The sequence below is a fragment of the Pseudoflavonifractor hominis genome, from assembly GCF_014288125.1.
GTDB classification, from domain to species: Bacteria; Bacillota; Clostridia; order Oscillospirales; family Oscillospiraceae; genus Pseudoflavonifractor_A; species Pseudoflavonifractor_A gallinarum.
Genome location: NZ_JACOPR010000001.1, coordinates 526020 through 547883 on the forward strand (window position 1 = coordinate 526020; position 21864 = coordinate 547883).

15 protein-coding genes are annotated in these 21864 nt (G+C 60.9%); 4 read left to right on the plus strand and 11 right to left on the minus strand.

Going from position 1 to position 21864, the window contains the following annotated elements:
* Positions 1-16: 16 nt before the first annotated feature.
* Positions 17-2644 carry an ATP-dependent chaperone ClpB gene (gene clpB, locus H8S34_RS02535; RefSeq protein WP_101693896.1) on the plus strand — a complete coding sequence of 876 codons (2628 nt, stop codon included), beginning with the start codon at positions 17-19 and terminating at the stop codon, positions 2642-2644.
* A 613-nt stretch (positions 2645-3257) separates the two neighbouring features.
* Here clpB and H8S34_RS02540 read toward each other — a convergent pair.
* Positions 3258-3800 (minus strand): NADH peroxidase, encoded by a 543-nt coding sequence (locus H8S34_RS02540; RefSeq protein ID WP_101693913.1) that lies wholly within the window; start codon positions 3798-3800, stop codon positions 3258-3260.
* A 237-nt stretch (positions 3801-4037) separates the two neighbouring features.
* On the opposite strand from H8S34_RS02540, the gene H8S34_RS02545 reads away from it, so the two are divergent.
* Complete coding sequence (locus H8S34_RS02545) at positions 4038-4313, plus strand: metal-sensing transcriptional repressor (RefSeq protein ID WP_101693914.1); 276 nt, start codon at positions 4038-4040, stop codon at positions 4311-4313.
* A gap of 142 nt (positions 4314-4455) precedes the next feature.
* A complete protein-coding gene (locus tag H8S34_RS02550) occupies positions 4456-6330 on the plus strand; it encodes a heavy metal translocating P-type ATPase (protein WP_186962940.1) in 1875 nt (624 codons plus the stop codon).
* Positions 6331-6381: 51 nt separating this feature from the next.
* Here the strand turns inward: H8S34_RS02550 and H8S34_RS02555 are convergent, their stop codons facing one another.
* From H8S34_RS02555 to H8S34_RS02570, 4 genes are read right to left on the minus strand one after another with little or no spacing between them, the layout of a single operon-like run.
* On the minus strand, positions 6382-7011 hold the full coding sequence (locus H8S34_RS02555; RefSeq protein ID WP_101693916.1) for a ribonuclease M5: 630 nt from the start codon (positions 7009-7011) through the stop codon (positions 6382-6384).
* Between the two features lie 27 nt (positions 7012-7038).
* On the minus strand, positions 7039-8082 hold the full coding sequence (holA, locus tag H8S34_RS02560; RefSeq protein WP_186962941.1) for a DNA polymerase III subunit delta: 1044 nt from the start codon (positions 8080-8082) through the stop codon (positions 7039-7041).
* 18 nt (positions 8083-8100) lie between these two features.
* Complete coding sequence (locus H8S34_RS02565; RefSeq protein ID WP_186962942.1) at positions 8101-10386, minus strand: DNA internalization-related competence protein ComEC/Rec2; 2286 nt, start codon at positions 10384-10386, stop codon at positions 8101-8103.
* The gene (locus tag H8S34_RS02570; protein ID WP_186962943.1) at positions 10379-11818 is read right to left on the minus strand and encodes an AAA family ATPase; all 1440 of its coding nucleotides are present in this window, start codon (positions 11816-11818) and stop codon (positions 10379-10381) included. Before H8S34_RS02570 ends, H8S34_RS02565 begins: the two co-directional genes overlap by 8 nt.
* Positions 11819-12032: 214 nt before the next feature.
* Here H8S34_RS02570 and H8S34_RS02575 point away from each other — a divergent pair, with 214 nt between their 5' ends.
* Complete coding sequence (locus H8S34_RS02575) at positions 12033-12974, plus strand: immunoglobulin-like domain-containing protein (RefSeq protein WP_186962944.1); 942 nt, start codon at positions 12033-12035, stop codon at positions 12972-12974.
* An 87-nt stretch (positions 12975-13061) separates the two neighbouring features.
* Here H8S34_RS02575 and H8S34_RS02580 read toward each other — a convergent pair whose 3' ends face one another.
* The 6 genes from H8S34_RS02580 to H8S34_RS02605 all read right to left on the minus strand — a co-directional run bounded on the left by H8S34_RS02580 (position 13062) and on the right by H8S34_RS02605 (position 21783).
* Complete coding sequence (locus H8S34_RS02580) at positions 13062-14657, minus strand: sensor histidine kinase (RefSeq protein ID WP_186962945.1); 1596 nt, start codon at positions 14655-14657, stop codon at positions 13062-13064.
* On the minus strand, positions 14647-15321 hold the full coding sequence (locus tag H8S34_RS02585; RefSeq protein ID WP_101693922.1) for a response regulator transcription factor: 675 nt from the start codon (positions 15319-15321) through the stop codon (positions 14647-14649). Before H8S34_RS02585 ends, H8S34_RS02580 begins: the two co-directional genes overlap by 11 nt.
* Positions 15322-15399: 78 nt before the next feature.
* Positions 15400-16536, minus strand: coding sequence for a glycosyltransferase (locus tag H8S34_RS02590; RefSeq protein ID WP_186962946.1), 1137 nt, complete (start codon positions 16534-16536; stop codon positions 15400-15402).
* Between the two features lie 176 nt (positions 16537-16712).
* A complete protein-coding gene (locus tag H8S34_RS02595) occupies positions 16713-17798 on the minus strand; it encodes a hypothetical protein (protein ID WP_186962947.1) in 1086 nt (361 codons plus the stop codon).
* A 132-nt stretch (positions 17799-17930) separates the two neighbouring features.
* On the minus strand, positions 17931-20378 hold the full coding sequence (locus H8S34_RS02600) for an O-antigen ligase family protein (RefSeq protein ID WP_186962948.1): 2448 nt from the start codon (positions 20376-20378) through the stop codon (positions 17931-17933).
* 16 nt (positions 20379-20394) lie between these two features.
* Entirely contained in the window at positions 20395-21783 is a 1389-nt protein-coding gene (locus tag H8S34_RS02605) for an undecaprenyl-phosphate glucose phosphotransferase (RefSeq protein ID WP_186962949.1), read from the minus strand.
* Positions 21784-21864: the final 81 nt, after the last annotated feature.

A 21864-nucleotide genomic window follows, 5' to 3' on the forward strand; every position in this document is an offset into this window, starting at 1 on the left:
GGATGTGAACTGCGTTATGAACGCTCAGAAATATACCCAGAAATCCCTGGAGGCCATCCAGAACGCCCAGGCCATCTGCACCGAATACGCCAATCAGCAGATCGAGCAGCCCCATATCCTGCTCGCCCTTCTGCTGGCCGAAAACGGTCTGATCCCCCAGCTGCTCACCCACATGGGCCTGACTGTCCCCTCTCTCACCGCCGCGGTCAAGGCCGAGGTGGAAAAGCTGCCCCGTGTCACCGGCTCCGGCCGGGAGCAGGGCAAGGTCTATGTGGCCCAGGACGTGGACCAGGCTCTCAATAGCGCCGAGTCCATCGCCGCCTCCATGAAAGATGAATATGTCTCGGTGGAGCATCTGCTCCTGGCGCTGGCGGAGCACCCCAACGCCGCTCTGAAGGAGCTTTTCCGCATTTACAACGTGACCAAGGAGGGGATCCTGCAGGCCCTCTCGGCCGTCCGCGGCAACCAGCGCGTCACCTCGGACAACCCGGAGGAGACCTACGACGCCCTGAAGAAATACGGCTCCGACCTGGTGGAGCGGGCCCGGCAGAACAAGCTGGACCCGGTCATCGGCCGGGATGACGAGATCCGCAATGTGATCCGCATCCTCTCCCGCAAGAGCAAGAACAACCCCGTCCTCATCGGCGAGCCCGGCGTAGGCAAAACTGCCATCGCCGAGGGGCTGGCCCAGCGGATCGTAAAGGGCGATGTGCCCACCTCTCTGAAGGATAAGACCATCTTCGCTCTGGACATGGGCTCCCTCATCGCCGGCGCCAAGTACCGCGGCGAGTTTGAGGAGCGGCTCAAGGCCGTCCTCAACGAGGTCAAGAAGAGCGAGGGACGCATCATCCTCTTCATCGATGAGCTCCACACCATCGTGGGCGCCGGCAAGACCGAGGGCGCCATGGACGCGGGCAACCTGCTCAAGCCCCTGCTGGCCCGGGGTGAGCTCCACTGCATCGGCGCAACCACCCTCAACGAGTACCGCCAGTATATCGAGAAGGACGCCGCTCTGGAGCGCCGCTTCCAGCCCGTACTGGTCAACGAGCCCACGGTGGAGGACACCATCGCCATCCTCCGCGGCCTGAAGGAGCGCTACGAGGTCTTCCACGGCGTGAAGATCCAGGACGGCGCCATCATCGCCGCCGCCACCCTCTCCAACCGCTATATCACCGACCGCTTCCTCCCCGACAAGGCCATCGACCTCATCGACGAGGCCTGCGCCATGATCCGCACCGAGATCGACTCCATGCCCACCGAGCTGGATGTGATCCAGCGCAAGATCATCCAGCACGAGATCGAGGAGGCCGCCCTCAAGAAGGAGGATGACGCTCTCTCCCGGGAACATCTGGAGGAGATCCAGAAGGAACTGGCCGAGATGCGGGACGAGTTCAATGCGAAAAAGGCCCAGTGGGAGAACGAAAAGAACGCCATCGGCAAGGTCCAGCAGCTCCGGGCCGAGCTGGAGGAGGCCAACGCCCAGCTGGAGAAGGCCCAGCGGGAGTATGATCTGGAGAAGGCCGCTCAGCTCCAGTACGGCCGCATCCCCGAGCTCCGCCGTGCCCTCGAGGCCGAGGAGGCCGTGGCTCAGCAGGGTCGGGAGGCCTCCCTTCTGCGGGACAAGGTCACAGAGGAAGAGATCGCCCGCATCATCGAGCGCTGGACCGGTATCCCGGTCAGCAAGCTCATGGAGGGCGAGCGGGAGAAGCTCCTCCACCTGGAGGACATCCTCCACCAGCGGGTGGTGGGACAGGACGAGGCCGTGCGTCTGGTCTCCGAGTCCATCCTGAGAAGCCGGGCCGGCATCGCCGATCCCAACCGTCCCATTGGCTCCTTCCTCTTCCTGGGCCCCACCGGCGTAGGTAAAACCGAGCTGGCCAAGACCCTGGCCGAGGCCCTCTTTGACAGCGAGAAGAACATGGTGCGCATCGACATGAGCGAGTATATGGAGAAGTTCTCGGTCTCCCGCCTCATCGGTGCCCCTCCGGGATATGTCGGCTATGAGGAAGGCGGTCAGCTCACCGAGGCGGTGCGGCGTAAGCCCTACTCCGTCATCCTCTTCGATGAGGTGGAGAAGGCCCATCCCGACGTCTTCAACGTCCTGCTCCAGGTCCTGGACGACGGCCGCATTACGGACAGCCAGGGCCGCACCGTGGATTTCAAAAATACCATCATCATCCTCACCTCGAACCTGGGCTCCCAGTACCTGCTGGACGGCATCGGCTCCGACGGCGAGATCAATGAGACCGCCAAAGAGCAGGTCAACGAGCTGCTCAAGCGCTCCTTCCGGCCGGAGTTCCTCAACCGTCTGGACGAGATCGTGTTCTATAAGCCCCTCACCAAGGACAACATCACCCACATCATCGACCTGATGGTCCACGAGCTCAACGACCGTCTGCACGAGAAGCAGCTCTCCTGCACCCTCACCGACGCGGCCAAGCAGTTCATCATTGACGCCGCCTACGATCCCATCTACGGCGCCCGTCCCCTGCGTCGCTATCTCCAGCATACGGTGGAGACCCTCATCAGCCGCAAGATCATCGCCGACCAGGTCCTGCCCGGCGACACCCTCACGGTGGATGTCCGGGACGGCGCGCTGGAAGTGGACAGCAAAACCATCCTCACTGGCGAGATCGTATCCTAATATTTTCCTATTTGAAGCAAATACCCTCTCCCGGGAGACCGCTCTGTACGGTCTCCCGTTTTTTTGCACTTGTCCACATTGTCCACCATGTTTTCCACATGATATAGTATTGTAAATTTTCGCAGTCTCAAAATACGGTATTTTTCGCTTTGTTTTTACTTTTTTTACCATTTATGGACAGTAAGCTGTGATTTTACGTTGTCTCTGTGAGAGGCCATACATTTCAGATAAGAACTTGACACAAGTCTGGTAAATTGCACCTGTGAATGTCAAAAAAGTGTGAAGAGAGGAAAAGTTGCACACCAAGTTGCACACTTCGGCATCGCAAGCGCAAAAAGAGAGGGAACCGGTTTCCCGATTCCCTCTCGAAAAGTGCTTGATTATCCGGTTTGGATTAGCCGAAGCAACGCTTCAGCAGGCCCTCGAAAGCCTTGCCGTGGCGGGCAATCCCCATGGGACAAGTCCCATGGGGACCCCAATGATTTCATTTGCTCGGGCGGAGTGAATACGCCCGGCATCGAGGTTTTGGCTTCGCCAAAACGCTCGGTGACGAGGCCCGCCACGACAAAAAAGTTCCCCGGTCCATTGGACCGGGGAACCCTTGCTTCATAGATTAGCCGAAGTAACGCTTCAGCAGGCCCTCGAAAGCCTTGCCGTGGCGGGCCTCGTCGCGAGCCATCTCGTGCACGGTGTCGTGGATGGCGTCCAGGTTGTGCTGCTTGGCCAGCTTAGCCAGGTCGGTCTTACCCTGGGTAGCGCCGTTCTCGGCGTCCACACGCATCTCCAGGTTCTTCTTGGTGGAAGCGGTCACGACCTCGCCCAGCAGCTCAGCAAACTTAGCGGCGTGCTCGGCCTCCTCATAGGCGGCCTTCTCCCAGTACAGGCCGATCTCGGGGTAACCCTCGCGATGAGCCACGCGGGCCATAGCCAGGTACATACCGACCTCGGTGCACTCGCCCTGGAAGTTCTCACGCAGGCCCTGCATGATCTCCTCGGGAGCGCCCTGAGCCACGCCCACCACGTGCTCGGAAGCCCAGCTCTTCTCGCCGGCCTGCTCAACGAACTTCTCCTTGGGGGCCTTGCAGATGGGGCAGATGTCGGGAGCGGACTCACCCTCGTGGACGTAACCGCAGACAGAGCAAACAAACTTCTTCATAAAATGTTCCTCCTAAATAAAATTCTATTTCTCCAAAACAGTTGTGCTTTATAATCAGTAATGATTATCATTTACAGTTATTAAGATACCACGCAATTGCCCATTCGTCAAGTGTTTTTTTCTTTTTTGCCAAAATATTTTTTATGCCCGTCTGTCCTTTGCCAGCCCATCTCTTTACATCCTTCTTTTTTCTATGATAAAATGAATCATCTTCGCGGACAGAAAGCAGGTAAGCGCATGAAACAATGTATGGACTCCGCCAATTTACACCGCAGGCTGAAAAAAATCATCGGTCAGCTCCAGGCCATTGATAAAATGGTGGACGAGGATGTTCCCTGTGAGGATGTCCTGGTCCAGATCAATGCCGCCAAAAGTGCTCTGCACAAAGTCGGGCAGGTCGTATTGGAGGGACATCTGAACCACTGTGTGCGTGACGGCATCGAACATGGAGATGCCGATAAGACCATTGCGGAATTTGCCAAAGCCATCGAGCATTTCTCCCGTATGAGCTGATGCTCCCTTCTATTATACCCATTTTCAAGAGAGACTGCCAGTCCAAACGGACTGGCTCTCTTCTTTTTTCTTGACTACCCATACCCCTATGGGTATAATAAGGGCATCCCGGGTCATTTCTTTTCAGAAAGGACGATTTTATATGCGTTCCTCTCCCCTTTCGATCCTCTTGGATGAGAGCAAGCGTGCCCTTCTCTTTCTCCTCCTGTCCGGCGCTGCTCTGTTGGTCAGCTTTCTGTTTCCCGGCGCACTCCCCATCGATCCCGCCTGGCTTTCCATCCTTCTGTGCGGCATTCCCATCCTCAAAGAGGCCGCCGAGGGGCTCTTTACCCGCTTTGACATTAAGGCTGACCTGCTGGTCTCCCTGGCTCTGATCGCCTCCGTCCTGATCGGCGAGATCTTTGCCGCAGGAGAAGTGGCCTTTATCATGCAGATCGGCTCTCTTTTGGAGGAGCGCACCGTAGCCAAAGCCCGGGCCGGAATCGAGAAGCTGGTCCATCTCACCCCCCGCACTGCCCGCCGAATCCTGGACGGTTCCGAGGAGATCCTCCCTGCGGAGGAGGTGCGCATCGGCGACCACCTCCGGGTCCTGCCCGGGGAAACCATCCCCCTGGACGGCACCATTCTCTCCGGCGCCTCGGCGGTCAATCAGGCGGTCATGACCGGAGAATCGCTCCCGGTAGACAAGGGACCGGGCGATCCGGTCTCCAGCGGCACCGTCAATCAATTCGGCTCCTTTGACATGGTTGCCACCCGGGTGGGCGAGGACAGCTCCATCCAGCGTATGGTCCGCCTGGTCCAGTCTGCCGACGCTGGAAAGGCCAAGATCGTTGGGCTGGCCGACCGCTGGGCCACCTGGATCGTGGTGATCGCCCTGACCGCAGCCGCCCTCACCTGGGCACTGACCGGTCAGGCCATCCGCGCCGTCACCATTCTGGTGGTCTTCTGCCCCTGCGCCCTGGTGCTGGCCACCCCCACTGCCATTATGGCTGCCATTGGCAACGCCACCCGGCACGGCTTTCTTGTGCGGGAGGGCGACGCGCTGGAACGCCTCTCCACCGTCACCCGGGTCGCCTTTGACAAGACGGGCACCCTGACCCGCGGCACCCTCTCTGTGGCGGCGGTCCGCCCGCTGGACGATGCCTGCTCTGAAGAGGCCCTCTATGCCCTTTGTGCCCGGGCGGAGTGCCGCTCCGAACACCCCCTTGGCAAGGCCGTCGTACAGGGGTGGATGGCCCGCGGCAATCCCCTCCCCACGCCTCCTGCCGCCTTTGAGATGGTCCTGGGTCAGGGAGTCCGCGCCACAGTAGACGGTCAGGAAATCCTGGCCGGTAACCAGCTCCTTCTGGAACGGGCCGGATGTGTCCTTCCGCCTCACCTTCTCTCCGAAGCCCATGCGATGCAGCAGACCGGCTGCACCGTCATCTATGTGGCCTCCGGACAGACGGTCCTTGGTTTCCTGGCCCTGTCCGATACCCTCCGCCCGGATGCGGCGGATACCATCTCCCGGCTCCGCCAGGCGGGCAGTACTCCTGTGCTCCTCACCGGCGACCACGCGGAGGCCGCCCACGCAATCGCAGCCCAGCTCAGCATCACGGAGGTCCACGCCGGCTGTCTTCCGGAGGACAAGCTCCGCCAGATCCGCGCCTATCAGTCCAGCGGGCAGCCGGTGTGTATGGTGGGAGACGGCATCAACGACGCCCCAGCCCTGAAAACCGCCCTGGTGGGCATTGCCATGGGCGGCGTGGGCAGCGACCTGGCCGTGGAGGCCGCCGACATCGCCCTGGTCAATGACGCCATCCATGAGCTCCCCCATCTGCTGCGCCTCTCCCGGCGCATGATGCGCACGATCCGGTGGAATCTGGTTCTCTCCATGACGCTGAACTTTGTTGCCATTGCCCTTGCCATCCACGGGGATCTCAGCCCGGTGGTGGGCGCTCTGGTCCACAACGCCGGCTCGGTGCTGGTGATCCTCAACTCCTCCCTGCTCCTCCCGTGGCACGGAACGGACCAATAATCTCCTCTTACAACAACTGAGGGACGCGTTTGGTACGCGTCCCTCAGTCTTTTATATCTCGTTCGGAGGATTCTCCTGCCCCTCCCGGTCCAGCGCCTCTACCGCCCGGCGGTAGGCCTCATAGCCGTACAGTCGGTTGAGCACTTCCACCAGCGCGTTGGCGGTGAGGTGCTCAGGCAGGTCTAACGCCCGCTGGAGGGCACGGCGCCGCTCGGCCGATCCGGCGCCCCCGGTGAGCCCATCCCGCATCAGGTCGGCCTTTGTGACCGGCCGCCCGGCCGGGGCAGCCTCTCCCGTCCCGTCCAGAAAGGTCGCGCCCGCCCGGCGCAGGACCTCCTCCAGGACCTGGGGACGCATCCCCTCCACGCCCAGCTTGCCCTCTTTTCCTGGCTGGCGCTTGCGCCGCTCCTTGCCGTACCGGTCCGGGATATAGGCGTGCTTGACCTGATGGGGCGGAATGCTCCCCTTGAGGAAATTCCGGATGACAAATCCCGCGCCGTCCGAGTCGGTCAGGATGATGAGCCCCCGCTCCTCTGCCAGCTTCCGCAGGAAGGCCAGCTGTTCCCCGTCCTTGAAGATGCCAAAGCCAGAGGTCTCCACGATGAGCGCGTCCACCACCTGGGACAGGGTATGTTTGTCATAGCGGCCCTCCACCACGATGGCCTCCCGGATATGCAGCATAATTGGTTCTCCTCTCTGTGGGTTCTCCTATCGCCGGTCCCGGGCGGGCATAGCCAGCTCCATCAGGAGCCCGATGAGCAACTCCTCTCCGTCCGCGCCGGTGGACTTCATGGCCAGATCTACCTCGCCGCACCGGATGACCGCCCGGCGGCACCAGGAGAGGGAGAATTTCCGCGCCGCGTTCATCAGCTTTTCCGCCGGATAGGAGTTGCGCATGCCCCACTGCTCCATGAGGTAAGCGGTCCCCTTCCGGTGCTCCAGGGCCAGCCGGGCCGAGTAGAGCTGCCGGATCTGCTTGCCCAGCACAGCCAGCAGCTTGATGGGGGCCTCCTGCATGTGGAAGAGGTCCCCTAACACCGATGCCGCCCGGTCAAAGTTCCCCGCGGCGATGGCGTCGGTCATCTGAAAGACCACCGCGTCCAGCTGGGGGGTGGCCACTGCGTCGATGTCGGCCCGGGTGACCCGGTGACCCTTGGCATAGGCCCCGATCTTGCCGATCTCCGAAATCAGGCCGTTCATCAGATCCCCGCAGAGGAACATCAGATACTTGGCGTCCTCGGTACCGATGTCATGGTCCAGCGCCCGGAACCGGCGGGAGATCCAGTCCACCAGATCGTTTTGTCCCTGCCGGTTGAAGGGGACCACGCTCCCCCGGTTTTTGAGCAGCCCCGCCAGCTTGGTGCGGGCGTCGGCCTTGTACTCAATCAGGTCATAGACAAAGACCAGGCACACATACTCCGGCAGGTCGGAGAGGACCCGAATCAGGCCCTCCTTGTCTCCCTTATAGATGTCGTAGTCGTTGACCACGATGAGGGTGCGCTCGCTCATCATGGGCAGGCAGTCCACCATCTCCTGGAGCTTTTTTACGTCAAATTCCTTCCCCGTCAGGGTGTGGAGGTTGAACTCCTCCATCCCCGCCGGCAGGAGCTTCTGGCGCATCTTCCCCAGATAGAAATCCCGCAGGTAGGACTCCTCCCCGTGGAACACGTAGAGGGAGCCGATGGTCCCGGCGGCGATATCCTTTTTCAGCTGTTTATAGGCGGTGTCGTCCGCCTTTGCTTTGGGGGCCATGGGCCGCCCTCCTTTCTGTTATTCCCGTGCCCGGAAGGTGATGGTACCCATCCAGTCCGTGCGGTAAATGGCACATCCCGCCGCCTCCAGCCGGGCAAGGGTCTCGGGCGCGGGGTGTCCATAGGAGTTATATCCCACCGAGAGGACGGCGTACTCCGGCCGGACCGCCTCCAGCAGGCGTTCCGAAGAGGCGTATTTGGAGCCGTGGTGTCCTGCGATCAGCACATCCACATCGGGCAGCGCGCCGTACTTCACCAGCCGCTCCTCCAGGACCGTATTCATGTCCCCGGTCAGAAGGGCGTCAAAGGTGTCCGTGGAGGCCAGCAGAGACAGCCCCTCCTCGTTGCCTCCCCCGTCTCCCATGGGACGGTAGATCTGTATGTCGGCCTGTCCCAGGGTGAGCTGTGCGTTCTCGTCCAGCAGCAGAACCTGGGTCCCATGCGCTTCTGCCTCGGAGAGCAGCGCCTGCCGCTCCGGGCTCTCCTCCTCTACATCGGGTGCAATCAGCAATTCCACTTCCATGCGCTCCAGCAGCTGCTCCACTCCGTTGGTGTGGTCGGCGTGAAAATGGGTCAGGATGAGTGCATCCAGCCGCGTCACGCCCCGGCTCTGGAAGTAGTCGGCAGCCACATCGCCGCTGTTGTCCCAGCCGCTGCCGCCGCAGTCCACCAGCGCGGCGCGCCCCTGGGAGAAGAGGGCCACACTCTGCCCCTGTCCTACATCCAGAACCGAGAGGGTCAGTCCGGCCAGTCGCAGCTCGGCCGCGCCGCACATCAGGGCAGCGCACAGGGAGAGGACTCCGGTACACAGTGGAATGACCGGACGGATGTATCTCCCCGGCCCTCTCCGCAAAATCGCCCACAAAATCAACATGGTATAGAGCAGGATGAGCCATCCCCGCAGATAGACGCTGTCCAGGGGCACCGCGGCCAGTGGGAAGCGGCTCATTCCACGCACCACCCACAGCACATACCGCCCGGGCAGCGCGAACACCTCTCCCAGAAAACCGGCCAGGGCAGGTGCAAAGGTCCCCAGCACCGCCACACCCAAGCCGCCCGCAAAGCACACCGCCACCGCGCCCAGCCCCATCAGATTGGCCAGCGGCGCCACCAGCGAGAGTTCCCCAAAATAGATCACCAGCAGCGGCGTGGTAAAGAGCAGGGCCCCCAACGTGGTGGCCAGTGAGGCCGCCAGTACCCGGAAGACCTGTTTTCCCCAGCGCCGCAGTCCCCGGACCCGGCGGGGCAGCCACCAGGTCCAGCACTCATAGAGCCGCTGCGCGCACAGCTGTATCCCGGCCACCGAGGCGAAGGAGAGCTGCAATCCGATCCCGGCTCCGGCATAGGGATTCTGGAGCAGCAGAAGGAGGAGGGCCAGCGACAGGGAGGTGGGTCCATCTCCCTCCCGCTCCACCAGGGGTGCAATCAGCAGCATGGTCTGGAGGAACGCGGCCCGCAGCACCGAGGGGGTATAGCCCGCGATCCCCGCAAAGACCGCCATGAGCAAAATGGTCAGCACCGCCGTGCGGCGGCGTCCCCGGCCCAGCAGGCGCAGGGCCACCCCGGCCAGGAAGGAGACATGCAGGCCGGACACCGCCACCACATGGGCCGTCCCGGTCCGCTGAAAAGCGGTGTAGGTGGCATCATCCAGGCCGCTCTTGTCCCCGGTCACCAGACCGGAGACCAGCCCTGCCACATCGGCCGGAAAGGAGCGGGCGATCTGTTCCTTCAGATGCCGCGCCCAGAAGGCGGGCCAGTACCGGAAGGGAACCCGCTCCGGACTGTCCACCTCCAGCGCACCCCGGAGGCTGCCGGTGAGAAAGATCCCCCTGGCATAGAAGGTATCGCTCTCCTCTCCGCCCACGGTGTGGGCCAGTTCCAGCGCGGCACTGCCCCGCACCGTGTCCCCCGGCCGCAGGGTCAGGAGCGACTCATCTCCATAGAGCACCGCCCCCAGCACCGTTCCGTTCTCCGTCGGGAGGGCAATCTCCACCGATGCGCCATACCGCGTGGCGGCAGGCCAGTCGGTCACCACAGCCGTGAACGTATGCGCGCTTCCGCTCATCTGCCGGGCAGGCGCCAGAGTGCGGCCCTGATAGAGGGCCGTCCACAGGAACCCGGCTGCCAGTCCAAAACAGCTCAGCCGGACCAGCAGCATGCGTCCCTTCCCCTCCCGCAGGAGCAGACCCAGGCCCAGACACAGACACCCGATCCCCAGCGGCAGCAGCCATCGCTCCGGCAGCAGCAAAACGGCGAGCAGGATGGCCCCTGAGCAGGGTGCTGCAAAGGAGGCCAGCTTACGCACCCTCGCGCTCCCGCTCCTCTTCCAGATCGGCCCGGCACAGGGCCATCAGCTCCTCCCGGCTGGGGGATTCCATCTGCGCCACCCGGTCGGCCTGCCGGGCCACTGCTTTTTCAAAGACATTGCGCACCTCACGGGCATTTCCGAAATTCTCATCCCGCTCGGCATAGAGGGCCTGAAAGAGCTCTTTTGCATAGGCCTGGGCGTCCTCGTCCAGCGTGTATCCATTTTTCCGGCACATGGACTGAAAAATCTCCACCAGCTGGTCGGCGCTGTAATCGTCAAAATAGAAATACTTGTTGAAGCGGCTCTCCAGTCCGGGATTGGCGTGAATGAACCGTCCCATCTCCTCGGTATACCCGGCCACGATCACGATCAGATCCTTTCGGTGATCCTCCATGTTTTTGAGCAGGACCTCGATGGCCTCCCGCCCAAAATCACTGGCCTGGTCGGAGGCGGCCAGCGCATAGGCCTCGTCGATAAAGAGCACCCCGCCCAGGGCCCGCTGCACCGCCTCCTGGGTCTTGATGGCGGTCTGCCCCACAAATCCTGCCACCAGGCCGGACCGGTCCACCTCCACCAGCTGTCCCTTGGAGAGCACCCCGATGGCCCGGTAGATTTGGGCCAGCAGGCGGGCCACCGTGGTCTTTCCGGTGCCCGGATTGCCCAGGAAGACCAGATGGAGGGACATGGGAGGCACCGGCAGGCCGTGTTCCTCCCGCAGCTTGCGCACCTTGACCAGGTTGATCAGGCTCTTGACATCGGCCTTGACCTGCTCCAGGCCGCACAGGCTGTCCAGCTCCGCCAGCAGCTCTTCCACGGTGGGGAGGTTCTCCTCCGTCTCCGGCTTCTTCTCCTCCGGCGGCGGTGGGGGGACGGGCTGGGAAGACGCCGGCTTTTCCTCCGCCGGATGGCGGGTGACAAATTCCATCGGGTCCAGGGGCGCCTTCCCCGCTTTGAGGCCATCCCCCTCACACAGGGCGGAGAGGGTATCGGCGCAGGCCTTGGCAAAGGACGCCTCCTCCGGGCTGACACAGTCGTCCACCGCCGCAAAGAGCAGGATCATCAGGGTGACCAGATCCACAAAGCTTCTGGCCAGAGAAGTGCCGGACACCTTGTCACAGGAGCGCATCCGCACAAAGCAGTCCAGGGGACGGAAGCCGGGGTACTCGCTCACGGCAGTACTCAGTTCCCAGAAGAGGATGGAGGGGACGGGTTTTCCCGGCTGGTAAATGGCATTGTAGTACTCCACATGCCGCGGAGATAGGGCTCCGCCATCCCTCTGCCACACCCCCAGGGCGCAGGCCCGGAAAAACACATCGGCCTCCTGTCCCAGCCGCACGCGTAAGACCGGATCGGTGATCTGCCTGGAAAACGCATTTAATCCATCCACATATTGTCTGTGTACCGCCGCGGCGGTCATGGAACCCTTCATCTGCTCCACCTCTTCCGTGGTTATCGTATCTTTTGATTATACTGGAATCCCCCGTCAGATGCAAGGAGGGAGCCCTTTCTCCCGGCGCTCTCTTGGGATTCTCCCAGATTATTAAATTTTCCCGAACATTTCCCCACGACCGTTGACGCACCCTGTATTCCCGTGTAAAATAAAGTTCTGAGAGGATAAAACTTGTCAATCGGAGGGATTTTTTATGGCGCGGACTCCCACCCGCAATCAAATGATCCACTGTGATATCTGCGGCGAAGATTATGCCGCTACTTATAAACGCTGCCCCTTCTGTGATGGTCGTCCGCCGGAGGAGGAGGATGGCCGTCCTTCCCGCCGGGCGGGACGGCGCATGGCCACCAACACCCGGGGCGGCGGCTATTCCAGCGGCCCCACCCCTGCGAAGATCATCAGCACGGTGGTCTCCCTGGCCTTTATCGTGGCCGCGGTCTGCATCGTGGTCTCCATCGTCAAGCCCATGATCGACCGGGGCAACACCACGCCCCTTACCTCGGCCACCCCCGCTCCCTCGGCGAGCGCGCAGGTCTCCCCCTCGCCGGAGGTCTCTCCCTCGCCCACAGTGCCTCCCGATCAGACGGCCACAGGCTTTACGCTGGATCAGAGCGATTTCACGCTGCAGAATTACGGCCAGGTCCACACCATCCACGCCACCTTCTCTCCCGGCGACAGCGTGGGCTATCTGGAGTGGACCAGCAGCAATCCCGATGTGGTCAGCGTGGATGAAAACGGCACAGTCAAGGGACTGGGCAAGTCCGGCGGCGTGAGCAGCGTGACCATTACGGCCACCCTCAAGGGAACGCAGATCTTCCAGACCTGCATCGTCCGGTGCAGCTTTGATGCCCCGGCCGGTGCCGGAGCGAGCACTGCTCCCTCCTCCACGCCCGGCACATCCACCTCCACCAGCAATCCGGTGCTGAATAAGACCGACTTCACCATGCCCAAGGGTACCACGGTGCAGATGAGCGTATCGGGCACCACGTCCACGCCCTCCTGGTCCACCGCCAATTCCGCTGTGGCCACGGTGGACAGCAGCGGCCTGGTCTCCATGGTGGGGAAAGGCACCACCACCCTCATCTGCAAGGTGGACGGTAAGGAACTCACCTGTATCGTTCGGTGCAGCGGATAACGGTTTCGATTTTGTTGACAGAAAAAGATGTGGCCAGCCCCGTGAAAGGGCTGGCCGCATCTTTTTCCTTGTCAATCGCTTTTCCTGCTATCCCTCCATACGGGGCAGGGTGAGAACAAATTCCGTGCTCCGCCCCGGGCGGGGATGAGGCTCCAGCCGGATCTCTCCTCCGTGGCCCTCCATCACCCGGCGCGTGATGGCCAGACCCAAGCCGCTTCCCTTTCCGGACCGTGCCTCACTGCCCACCACAAAGGGCTCAAAGATGGTCTGGGCCCGCTCGGGCGGGATGCCGTCCCCGTTGTCCCCCACGCGCAGGAGGACCGTTTTTTCCTCCTGTGTCAGATCAAAGAACAAGATGGTTCCCAGCCGGTTGTGCCGCAGCGCATTGGAGAGCAGATTATCCAGTACCCGCCGGAACTGCATCCGGTCCAGTGCGCAGAAGACCGCCCTCTCTGGAATGGATATCTCCAGCGTAAAGCCCGCCAGATCGATCTCATCATATTTTCCCGCCAGATAGGCCCGCAGATATTCACACAGATCGGTCCGTTCCAGTTGAAGTACAAACTGCGGATGCTCCACCTTGCTGTACTCGTGGAAGGCATTGATCAATTCCGTCAATCCCTGAGCCCGGCTCTGGATGGCCCGCAAATAGGGCTCCTGTTCTCCGGGCGGCACCTTGCCGTCACAGATGGCGTCCACATAGCCTGCAATCACGGTGATCGGGGTCTTGAGGTCATGGGAAATATCGGCGATGAGCTTCTGTCGTCCCTCATCCAGCCGTTTTCGCTCCCCCTCACTCTCGGCCAGGCGGTCGGCGAAGCGGTCAAAGCTCTCCCCGATCTGCCGGATCTCCCGGGGGCCGCCGCAGTCTCCCACCCGTACGGTCTGCCCTCGGGCCTGCGCCTCCACCGCCTCATTGAGCCGCCGGAGGGGACGGCCGATCTTGCGCCTCATCCAGGCGATAAAGGCTCCCGCCGCTGCCAGATAGAGTGGGAGAAAGAGCAGCCAGATCCATCGGGCCGCCAGATAGGACTGGTAGGACTCCTCCGTCCCCATCCGCTTCTCCCGCATCAGGATGGTCCTGTGCTCCCCCTGCGTGTCGGTAAACTCCGCCCGGATCAGCTGGTCCTCGGGAAAACGACGGCCGGAGAGATAGGCATATTCCTCCGGGGTATAACGGCTGCGTCCGTCCCCCAGCCCGCCGAAGATGACCCGGTACTCCTGGTCCAGCAGGGCGGCATCCACGCGCTCCTCCTGGCCGTCCGCCCCCTCTCCATAGGAATGTCGGATGACCAGAAAGCGGCGGCTGCCGTCCTCTGCAAGCTTCTCAAAGGCCTGTGTCTCCACCGAGCTTCCATAGGGTACCACGGTCTCCAAAACCTCTGGCGGGCAGTGTGGATCAAAGTTCTCCTCCGTGGCGTACACCAGTCTACCGTCCGCTCCATACACGGCAAAGGCATCTCCTGCGCCCTTCAAATAATGCCTCAGGCGTTCATAGCTGCCCTCGCTCAGAGCATGATCCCCCAGCAGCCCCGGCCAGTCGGCCGGCTGATACACGTTGAGCAGCCAGGCATTCCAGAGGGCAAAGACGCCGCCGGCCAGCAGGAGCAGCACCAGGGTGAAGAGCAGATAATTCCGGGCCAGGAGTCCAAAGAGGCCGCCCCTTTCCCTTCTATTTTTCAAGCTTATACCCCAATCCACGTACGGTGATGATGTATTGCGGGTGTCTGGGATCATCCTCCAGCTTGTCCCGCAGCTTGGAGATGTGCACCATCATGGTGTTGTCATCCCCCTCAAAATACGTGCCGATGGCCCCTTCGTAGAGCTGGATCTTGGTAAAGATCCGTCCGGGAGAGCGCATCAGCATGGCCAGGATCTTGTACTCCATGGGTGTGAGGAGGATGGGCTCTCCCCGCTTGGTCAGCTGGAAGCTGGCGGTATCCAGCGCCAGGTCCCGCACAGTGAGCACATTCCCGCTGCGCCGCGCGGTCCGGCGGAGCTGGGCCTTGACCCGCGCCGCGATCTCCACCGGATTGAAGGGCTTGGCAATGTAATCGTCCGCCCCCAAATTGAGTCCCAGGATCTTGTCGTTGTCCTGACTCTTGGCTGAGAGGATCAGAATGGGCAGATCGCTGTACTGCCGCAGGGCCCTGGTCAGCTCAAAGCCGTTGAGTCCCGGCATCATGACATCCAGGATGGCCATATCCGGAGTGTGCTCCCGTGCCAGCTCCAGCGCAGTATTCCCATCGGCCGCTTCCAGTACCCGCATCCCCTCCCCCTCCAGGTAGAGGCGCAACAGGCTGCGGATGTCCGCATCGTCCTCGGCAATGAGGATCAAAGGCCCCATATTCGATTCCTCCTTGTTATTTTTTTATCTATAAATACTAATTGAACTGCAAAAAGTCCACTCTGTCTACGGTCGGTCTTACCGGACCGGATATTTCTCCCGGCTCTCCTGGAACAGCGCGGTATAGCAGTCCCAGACCTGAGGCAACACCTGCTCCAGGCCATACTGCAAAACGGATGCCCGTGTCCGTGCCGCCATCCCATCCCGCAGCCCTGGCTCCTCCAGGAGACGCCGCACCTGTCGGGCAAAGGCCTTGCTGTCCCCATAGGGGTAGAGCAATCCGTTCTGGCCCTCTTCGATCAGATCCACATGTCCCTTGACCGCGCTGGCGACCACCGGGAGCCCCAGATACATGGCCTCCATCACATTGAAGGGGAGCCCTTCGATCCGGCTGGCCGCAGCCGCCGCATCCGCGGCGGCATACCAGGGCGCCATGTGGGTGCAGTATCCTGGAAACAGGACCCGCTCCCCTACCCCCAGCTCCGCCGCCAGCGTCCGGCATTCCTCCAGCAGTGCGCCCTCACCCGGGAGAATCAGATGCACCCGCTCCGGCAGCTCCGCCATGGCCCGGATGAGCACGGCCTGACTCTTCCGCTGGGAGAACTCTGCGGCATAGACCAGTACAAAGTCCTCCTCCTTCAGCCCATACTGGGCCCGGAGCGCCAGTCCCTGCTCCCTGGAGGTCCCATCCAGGCGGGAAAAATCCACCCCCACGCCGGGAACCGAGCCGATCTCCTTTCCCAGGTGGTACCGGTGGGCCAGATTTAGGTCCGCTCGGTTCATCGTGAGGAGCAGGTCGGTCTCTCCTGCCGTCAGCTGCTCCGCCGTACGCAGAATGGTCCGCTTCACCGGCGCCATATCGTCATCGAAGAGATAGCCGTGCACCATGTTGATCACCTTGGGCCGCTCCCGCATCCCCTTCACCGCCATACGGGTAAAAAAAGCGGCCAGGGAGGTGTGCGTGGCAATGAGGGCATAGCGCTCCGCCCGGATCTTCCGGCGCAACATCCGGGCGGCGGCCCAATTGGCGGGCGCCGTCATCTTTTTCTCCAGGGGCAGGTGGATCACCTCATCCGCCTCTGGAATGGACGCCGGTGCTCCGCCGCAGGCCACATGGACCACCCACCCCTCCTCCCGGAAACGGCGCAGGTAGGGGCGGTGAAAATGCAGAATATGGGAATATGTAGAGGCCGTAAAGAGTACTTTCTGGCCCATATGCGATCACCTTCTTTTCACACAGCATATCATACCCTCCCCTCTCCCGTCTACTGGAAAAGGACGTCTTTTTCCACAGGGAACGGCAAAAAGCAACCGATGATGATCAAAAAATCAGGGATACAACAGGCGCTGTCCCTGCTGTATCCCTGATTTTCATTGCTCTATGGAATCGGTTAAAGGAAGGCCACACCGTAGTCGTAGAGCACGCCCGTCCCATCGCTTCCCCGGGTCAGGACCATCTGTACCGCTGTGGATGTGTTTTTGGTCCCATCCGGCAGCAAAACGGAGAAGGTACTCTCCTGGCAGGCGTTCCCGTTCAGTTCCTCTGTATTGCGTACGCTCTCCTGTACCAGATCCGTATAGCCTCCGGCGGAGTCTCGTACCTTGATGCCCACCGTTCCCGTATGACGCACCCAGGCAATGGCCTTCCGGTAATCCTGGGTCAGCGTGATGTCCTTGCTGGTCACCGTTCCGCTGGCCAGACTGTCCGGGGTATAGATACAGGTATAGCCCATATCACTGTTATTGTCCGCCTTGATCCGGGTGGCTTTGATATAATATTTTCCCCCCACATTGCGCAGAACCAACGTATAACTCTGATAGGGCTGGACCCGTATCCCGCCGGAAAACTGGTAGGTCAGCTCAACCACCGCAGTATTGGGGACTACCTGAATGTCGCTGATCCCCAGCGTTTCCTCCCCCAGCTTGATCTCCACCCGGGTCTGCAAATTCTGATTTTCGGAAGAATAGCTGCCGCAGGCCAGACGCATCTTGATCTGCTGCAGCGTACCAAAGCCGGTTGGGATAAAGCTTGTCTCTTCGGTTTCATATTGCGGTCCGGGCCAGCTGACAAAGACAAACCGCTCCCGGTTCGAATCTCCCCTGTCATCGTACCCAGGCTCCGCCGCAAATCCCGTGCTGAAATTGGGGACATCCGGTAAAATCCGGATCTGCTTCTGGGCTGCATCATGGTAGGCGCCCGGGGTCACGGACGCGAGGAAGCTATCGTCCTGAAAGCCGTCAAAGGCCAGGGCCTGCCGATATCCGGTCTCTTTCCCCTCATAGTAGTTTTGCAGCATGAGGTTATAGACCTCCAGTCCCAGCGGCTTCACCTGCCGCTCCAGCAGGTCGGTCCGACCGGTCAGACCGAGGAGCGTCTCATCCAGAATGCGATTGTCGTTATTGAATTCCTCCCGCAGAAAGGAGTCCTCCGCTGCCCATTGGTTGAGGTGAAATCCGGGCGTATATGCGTTTGCCATCAAAATCCCTCCTTACCCTATCCCTCCCCATGGCAGAATGTTGTACGTTTCCGTACACGGAACGGGCAGAAAAAATCGGCGGGCCCCAAAAAGGGGCCCGCCGATCCGGTATAGCGATGATTTTCACAGGGCTCAGGGCTGGGCGCCCATGGCCGCAAGCAGCGCCAGAGCCGCCTCTCCGGTGACTCCTGTCTCATCCAGCGCTTTCATTTGCTCCACAAAGGCCTGGTTCTCCTCACTGAGCGTGATCTGCTCCAGGCGTCCGGCATTGTACTCCTCCAGCATCTGCCAAGTAAGGAGGATCTGGTCCACATACCAGTCGATCTGTCCGATCCGGTCTTTGTCCTCCTCAGCACTCCAGGGGAATATCTCCCGATAGAGGTCAAATTCCTCCTGCCAGGTCTCGACCACCGACGCCTTCTGGGGAATGCCCTCCCGTGAGGCTGCAAAGAGCTCCTCGTACTGTCCCAGGTCGGCATAGTGGTACTTCTCCAGGCTGTAATTGACGGAATGGATCTTCAGGCGGCGCAGCTCCCGGGCATACTCTGCCGCCCGCTCCCGGAATTCAGGCACCTCAGATGTGGCCGCGTTGACTGCCATATCCAGCTTGTACTGGGCCCAGCCGTAGTGATCCCGGGCGGCCAGATTGCTCATGGTATAGGGGGTCTGTTCCCGGACTCCAGCCTGGATCTCCTCATACTGACGGCTGGCGGTAATATAGTTGAACACAAACCAGCCAAAGACCAGCTGGAAGAGCCACAGTCCGCCCAGCGCGATCCATCCGGCCGCTTTTCCGCTCAGCTTGGCGACCGGCCGGCCATAGCAGACCGCCATCACGCCCAGCAGCAGCAGCGCAAGGGCCTGATAGGCGCTGATGGACCAGACTGCCTCCACCGCCCCGTGGAGGGCCAGCATAGCCAGACAGGCCAGCAGGGTGGACAGGAGCAGATCCTCCTCTCCCTCCCGGCGGCGGCGCAGCAGCATCACGGCGCTGCTGCCCAGCATGGTCAGGAACACCAGCAGTCCGGGAATGCCCATCTCAGCCAGCACCTGAATATAGTGGTTGTGCACATAGCGGCTGGCGTAGTAGAAGCTCTGGACCTGGGTGACCATGCCCTCCACACAGCCCAGACCGTTTCCGATGATGGGGCTCTCCTGGTAGATCTTCAGACCATCCCGCCAGAATTCCACACGCTGGATGGCGTTCTGGTTGGCCCAGAGGCCCTGAATACGGTTTGCCGCAAACTCGGGCAGCAGCAGGTAACCCAGCCGGACCTTTTCTCCGCTGGAGAGGGAGAGGCTCTCCAGATTCGCCCCCTCCGGTGCGCTGAGATTCAGGTAGACCACCTTGGAATCCTCCGGCACAGTGAAGGAGGCCCCCTCCAGATCTCCGGAGTAGAGCACCGTGCTGGTGTGCATGATGGTCTGGGAAGCATTCTGGCTCTCCACCACAACGGAGACCGGTCCCTCCCAGCTTCCCTCCAGCGTATAGGTACCGGGGGCTGGATAGACCGAACGGCGCAGATCCTCACCCGCGTTCAGGGAGATCCCGCCGGAGAGCTGATACCCCAGCACCACATAGGAGACCGCCAGGACCGCCAGCACCGCCACCGTGATCCCGGCAGCCTTTCCGTGGGAGGCGAGGACCGTAGTCAACCGGTCCCCCACCAGACGCTGCACCCCATAGAGCAGTCCGCCCGCCGCCACGGCAGCAAGGACCGGAAGCATACCCAACGCTCCGCTCTTCCCCAGGCCCTGGAAGGCCACAAACATCATCACCAGGGACACGACCGCGTCCTGGGCCATGAGCAGGAAGAGGGAAAGCCGCTTCCCGGCCGGGGCGGCCAGCAGATAGAGCAGCACGGACACCATAAACATCGCGATGGCGCCCATACTGAAGGCCAGCAAAAAGCCCAGGGTATTGATCCCCAGCAGCATGCTCGTCCCCACACGGCTCCGGGTGGTCCGGGCCGTCATAGCCAGATAGAAGGAGAGCAGCACGCCCAGCGCCAGCATTCCGCCCAGTACGTTGGGGTTCCCCAAAATACCGGTGATACGCACACCCTCCTCATATCCGGTGGACATATACTGGAACTGACAGCCCAGCGCGTCCATCAGGCGGAAGAAGGGGCCTGCCAGCAGCTTGCCCGCGGCGGCGTCCAGGCTCAGCAGGGAAAAGGCCGCCGTCACCGACGCGGTCATGGCTGCCAGCCTGGGGGCGTCCTCCCGCTTGGCGCGCACCAGTACCACACCGTAGACACACAGCGCCGCCAGGATCTTGGAAAACTCCGTCCCTGCGAAGCTGCCGAAACGGCTATATAGGCTGGCCGCCCCATTGAGCAGCAGATAGGCGAATACCGCCAGTACCGGAATGCTCAGCCGCTCTCCCAGACGCTGGGCCGGAGCGCGGCCGATGGAGCAGGCCAAAAAGAGCACGACTGCAGCCACAGCAATATGCTTGTCTGAACCACCCGCCTGGGCCGCCAACAGGAAAAAGAATCCGATCCCGATCAGCGCAAACAGCCCATTGGATCGTGGAACGACCCCCGTCCGGCGGGTGGATGTATTATGCTTACCCATTCATCCATCTCCTCAATCAGTGTAATTTCTCATCGTTGATGAATCCCTTCACCAGCGTCAAACACAAGATCTTAATATCAAACAGCAGACTCCAGTGCTCGATATAATAGATATCGTGCTCGATCCGGGCCTGAATGGAAGTATCACCCCGCAGGCCGTTGACCTGGGCCCATCCGGTGATGCCGGGCCGCACCTGGTGCTTGACCATATAAAGAGGAACTTCCTCTTTGAACTGCTCCACGTAGTAGGGCACCTCTGGACGGGGGCCCACCAGGCTCATATCTCCCCGGAGCACATTGAAAAACTGGGGGAACTCATCAATGGAGCATTTCCGCAGCAGTGCACCGAAGCGGGTCTTGCGGTCGTCGGTGGAGCTGCTCCATCCGGTCTCCTGCCGGTCATTCACCCGCATGGAGCGGAATTTGTACATATAAAAGGGCTTTTTATTCCGCCCGATGCGCTTTTGACGGAAAATCACCGGTCCCGGGGAGGATAGCTTCACCCCGATGGCAGCCACCAGCATGATGGGAGAGGTAAATACCAGCAGCACCAGCGAACCCACCACATCCATGGCACGCTTACAAAAGGCGTTGGCCCAATTGTCCAGAGGGATACGCCGGATGTTGAGCATGGGAATTCCGTTGAGATCATCAAACTGGGGATGGGAGGGCATATATTCCGCATAAAAGGGAATGATGGAGAGCTTGGTCCCGGTCTTTTCACAAGCAGCGATGATGTGGGGGGTCTGGGGATAATCCTCCAGATCCACGGCCGAGACCACCTCATCCGGACGGTAGAGGTCCAGAATCGACTCCAGTGCCTCATAATCCCCCAGATAACTTAGCTCCTGCCAGGCTTTTTCATGCTCGGCGGCCACATACCCCACCAGATGATAGCCCAGCTCCCGCTCCCGCCGGATGGTCTCCAGATAGCGGCGGGCCATGGGGCCTCTCCCCAGCAGAATCACATGTTTCTGGTTATACCCTTGCTGCCGGGCATGGCGCAGGACACTGCGCAGCAGTACCCGCTTGGCGCTGAGCAAAAACAGATTCAGGGCAAAGAAAATGGCCAGTGTCCACCGGGAAACATGGATATCATGCCGCACAAAGAGCACACTGAGCAGCACCGTCATATCCAGAATACTGGCCCACCAGAGCTTTGGAAGCTCCCGCAGCAGCCTGGTCTGCCGGAACGAGCGGTACAGACCGAAGGCGGCATAGGTGAACAGATGCACCGCCACCAACACGCCGGCCAAAATCAGATATTGAGAAAAGGGAACACTGATCACACCGCCGGGCAGCACATAGAAACGCAGCCAGAAGGCAATGGGCAGCGTGAAAAAAATGATAAGTCCGTCAGAAATCACATTCAGGCGGTTGAGCAGAACCTGATTTTCCTTGATCATGGCATACTCCCGTCCATTTCATTGGGTATCACAGTGTTCTATTTTACCCCGTTTCCGCCTGTTCTGTCAAATAAAAACACC

What these genes read in the sequence shown, in the direction of transcription:
- clpB (WP_101693896.1), top strand. Translation starts at nt 17, where the DNA reads ATGAACGCTCAGAAATATACCCAGAAATCCCTGGAGGCCATCCAGAAC.
- H8S34_RS02540 (WP_101693913.1), bottom strand. Translation starts at nt 3,800, where the DNA reads ATGAAGAAGTTTGTTTGCTCTGTCTGCGGTTACGTCCACGAGGGTGAG.
- H8S34_RS02545 (WP_101693914.1), top strand. Translation starts at nt 4,038, where the DNA reads ATGAAACAATGTATGGACTCCGCCAATTTACACCGCAGGCTGAAAAAA.
- H8S34_RS02550 (WP_186962940.1), top strand. Translation starts at nt 4,456, where the DNA reads ATGCGTTCCTCTCCCCTTTCGATCCTCTTGGATGAGAGCAAGCGTGCC.
- H8S34_RS02555 (WP_101693916.1), bottom strand. Translation starts at nt 7,011, where the DNA reads ATGCTGCATATCCGGGAGGCCATCGTGGTGGAGGGCCGCTATGACAAA.
- holA (WP_186962941.1), bottom strand. Translation starts at nt 8,082, where the DNA reads ATGGCCCCCAAAGCAAAGGCGGACGACACCGCCTATAAACAGCTGAAA.
- H8S34_RS02570 (WP_186962943.1), bottom strand. Translation starts at nt 11,818, where the DNA reads ATGAAGGGTTCCATGACCGCCGCGGCGGTACACAGACAATATGTGGAT.
- H8S34_RS02575 (WP_186962944.1), top strand. Translation starts at nt 12,033, where the DNA reads ATGGCGCGGACTCCCACCCGCAATCAAATGATCCACTGTGATATCTGC.
- H8S34_RS02585 (WP_101693922.1), bottom strand. Translation starts at nt 15,321, where the DNA reads ATGGGGCCTTTGATCCTCATTGCCGAGGACGATGCGGACATCCGCAGC.
- H8S34_RS02590 (WP_186962946.1), bottom strand. Translation starts at nt 16,536, where the DNA reads ATGGGCCAGAAAGTACTCTTTACGGCCTCTACATATTCCCATATTCTG.
- H8S34_RS02595 (WP_186962947.1), bottom strand. Translation starts at nt 17,798, where the DNA reads ATGGCAAACGCATATACGCCCGGATTTCACCTCAACCAATGGGCAGCG.
- H8S34_RS02600 (WP_186962948.1), bottom strand. Translation starts at nt 20,378, where the DNA reads ATGGGTAAGCATAATACATCCACCCGCCGGACGGGGGTCGTTCCACGA.
- H8S34_RS02605 (WP_186962949.1), bottom strand. Translation starts at nt 21,783, where the DNA reads ATGATCAAGGAAAATCAGGTTCTGCTCAACCGCCTGAATGTGATTTCT.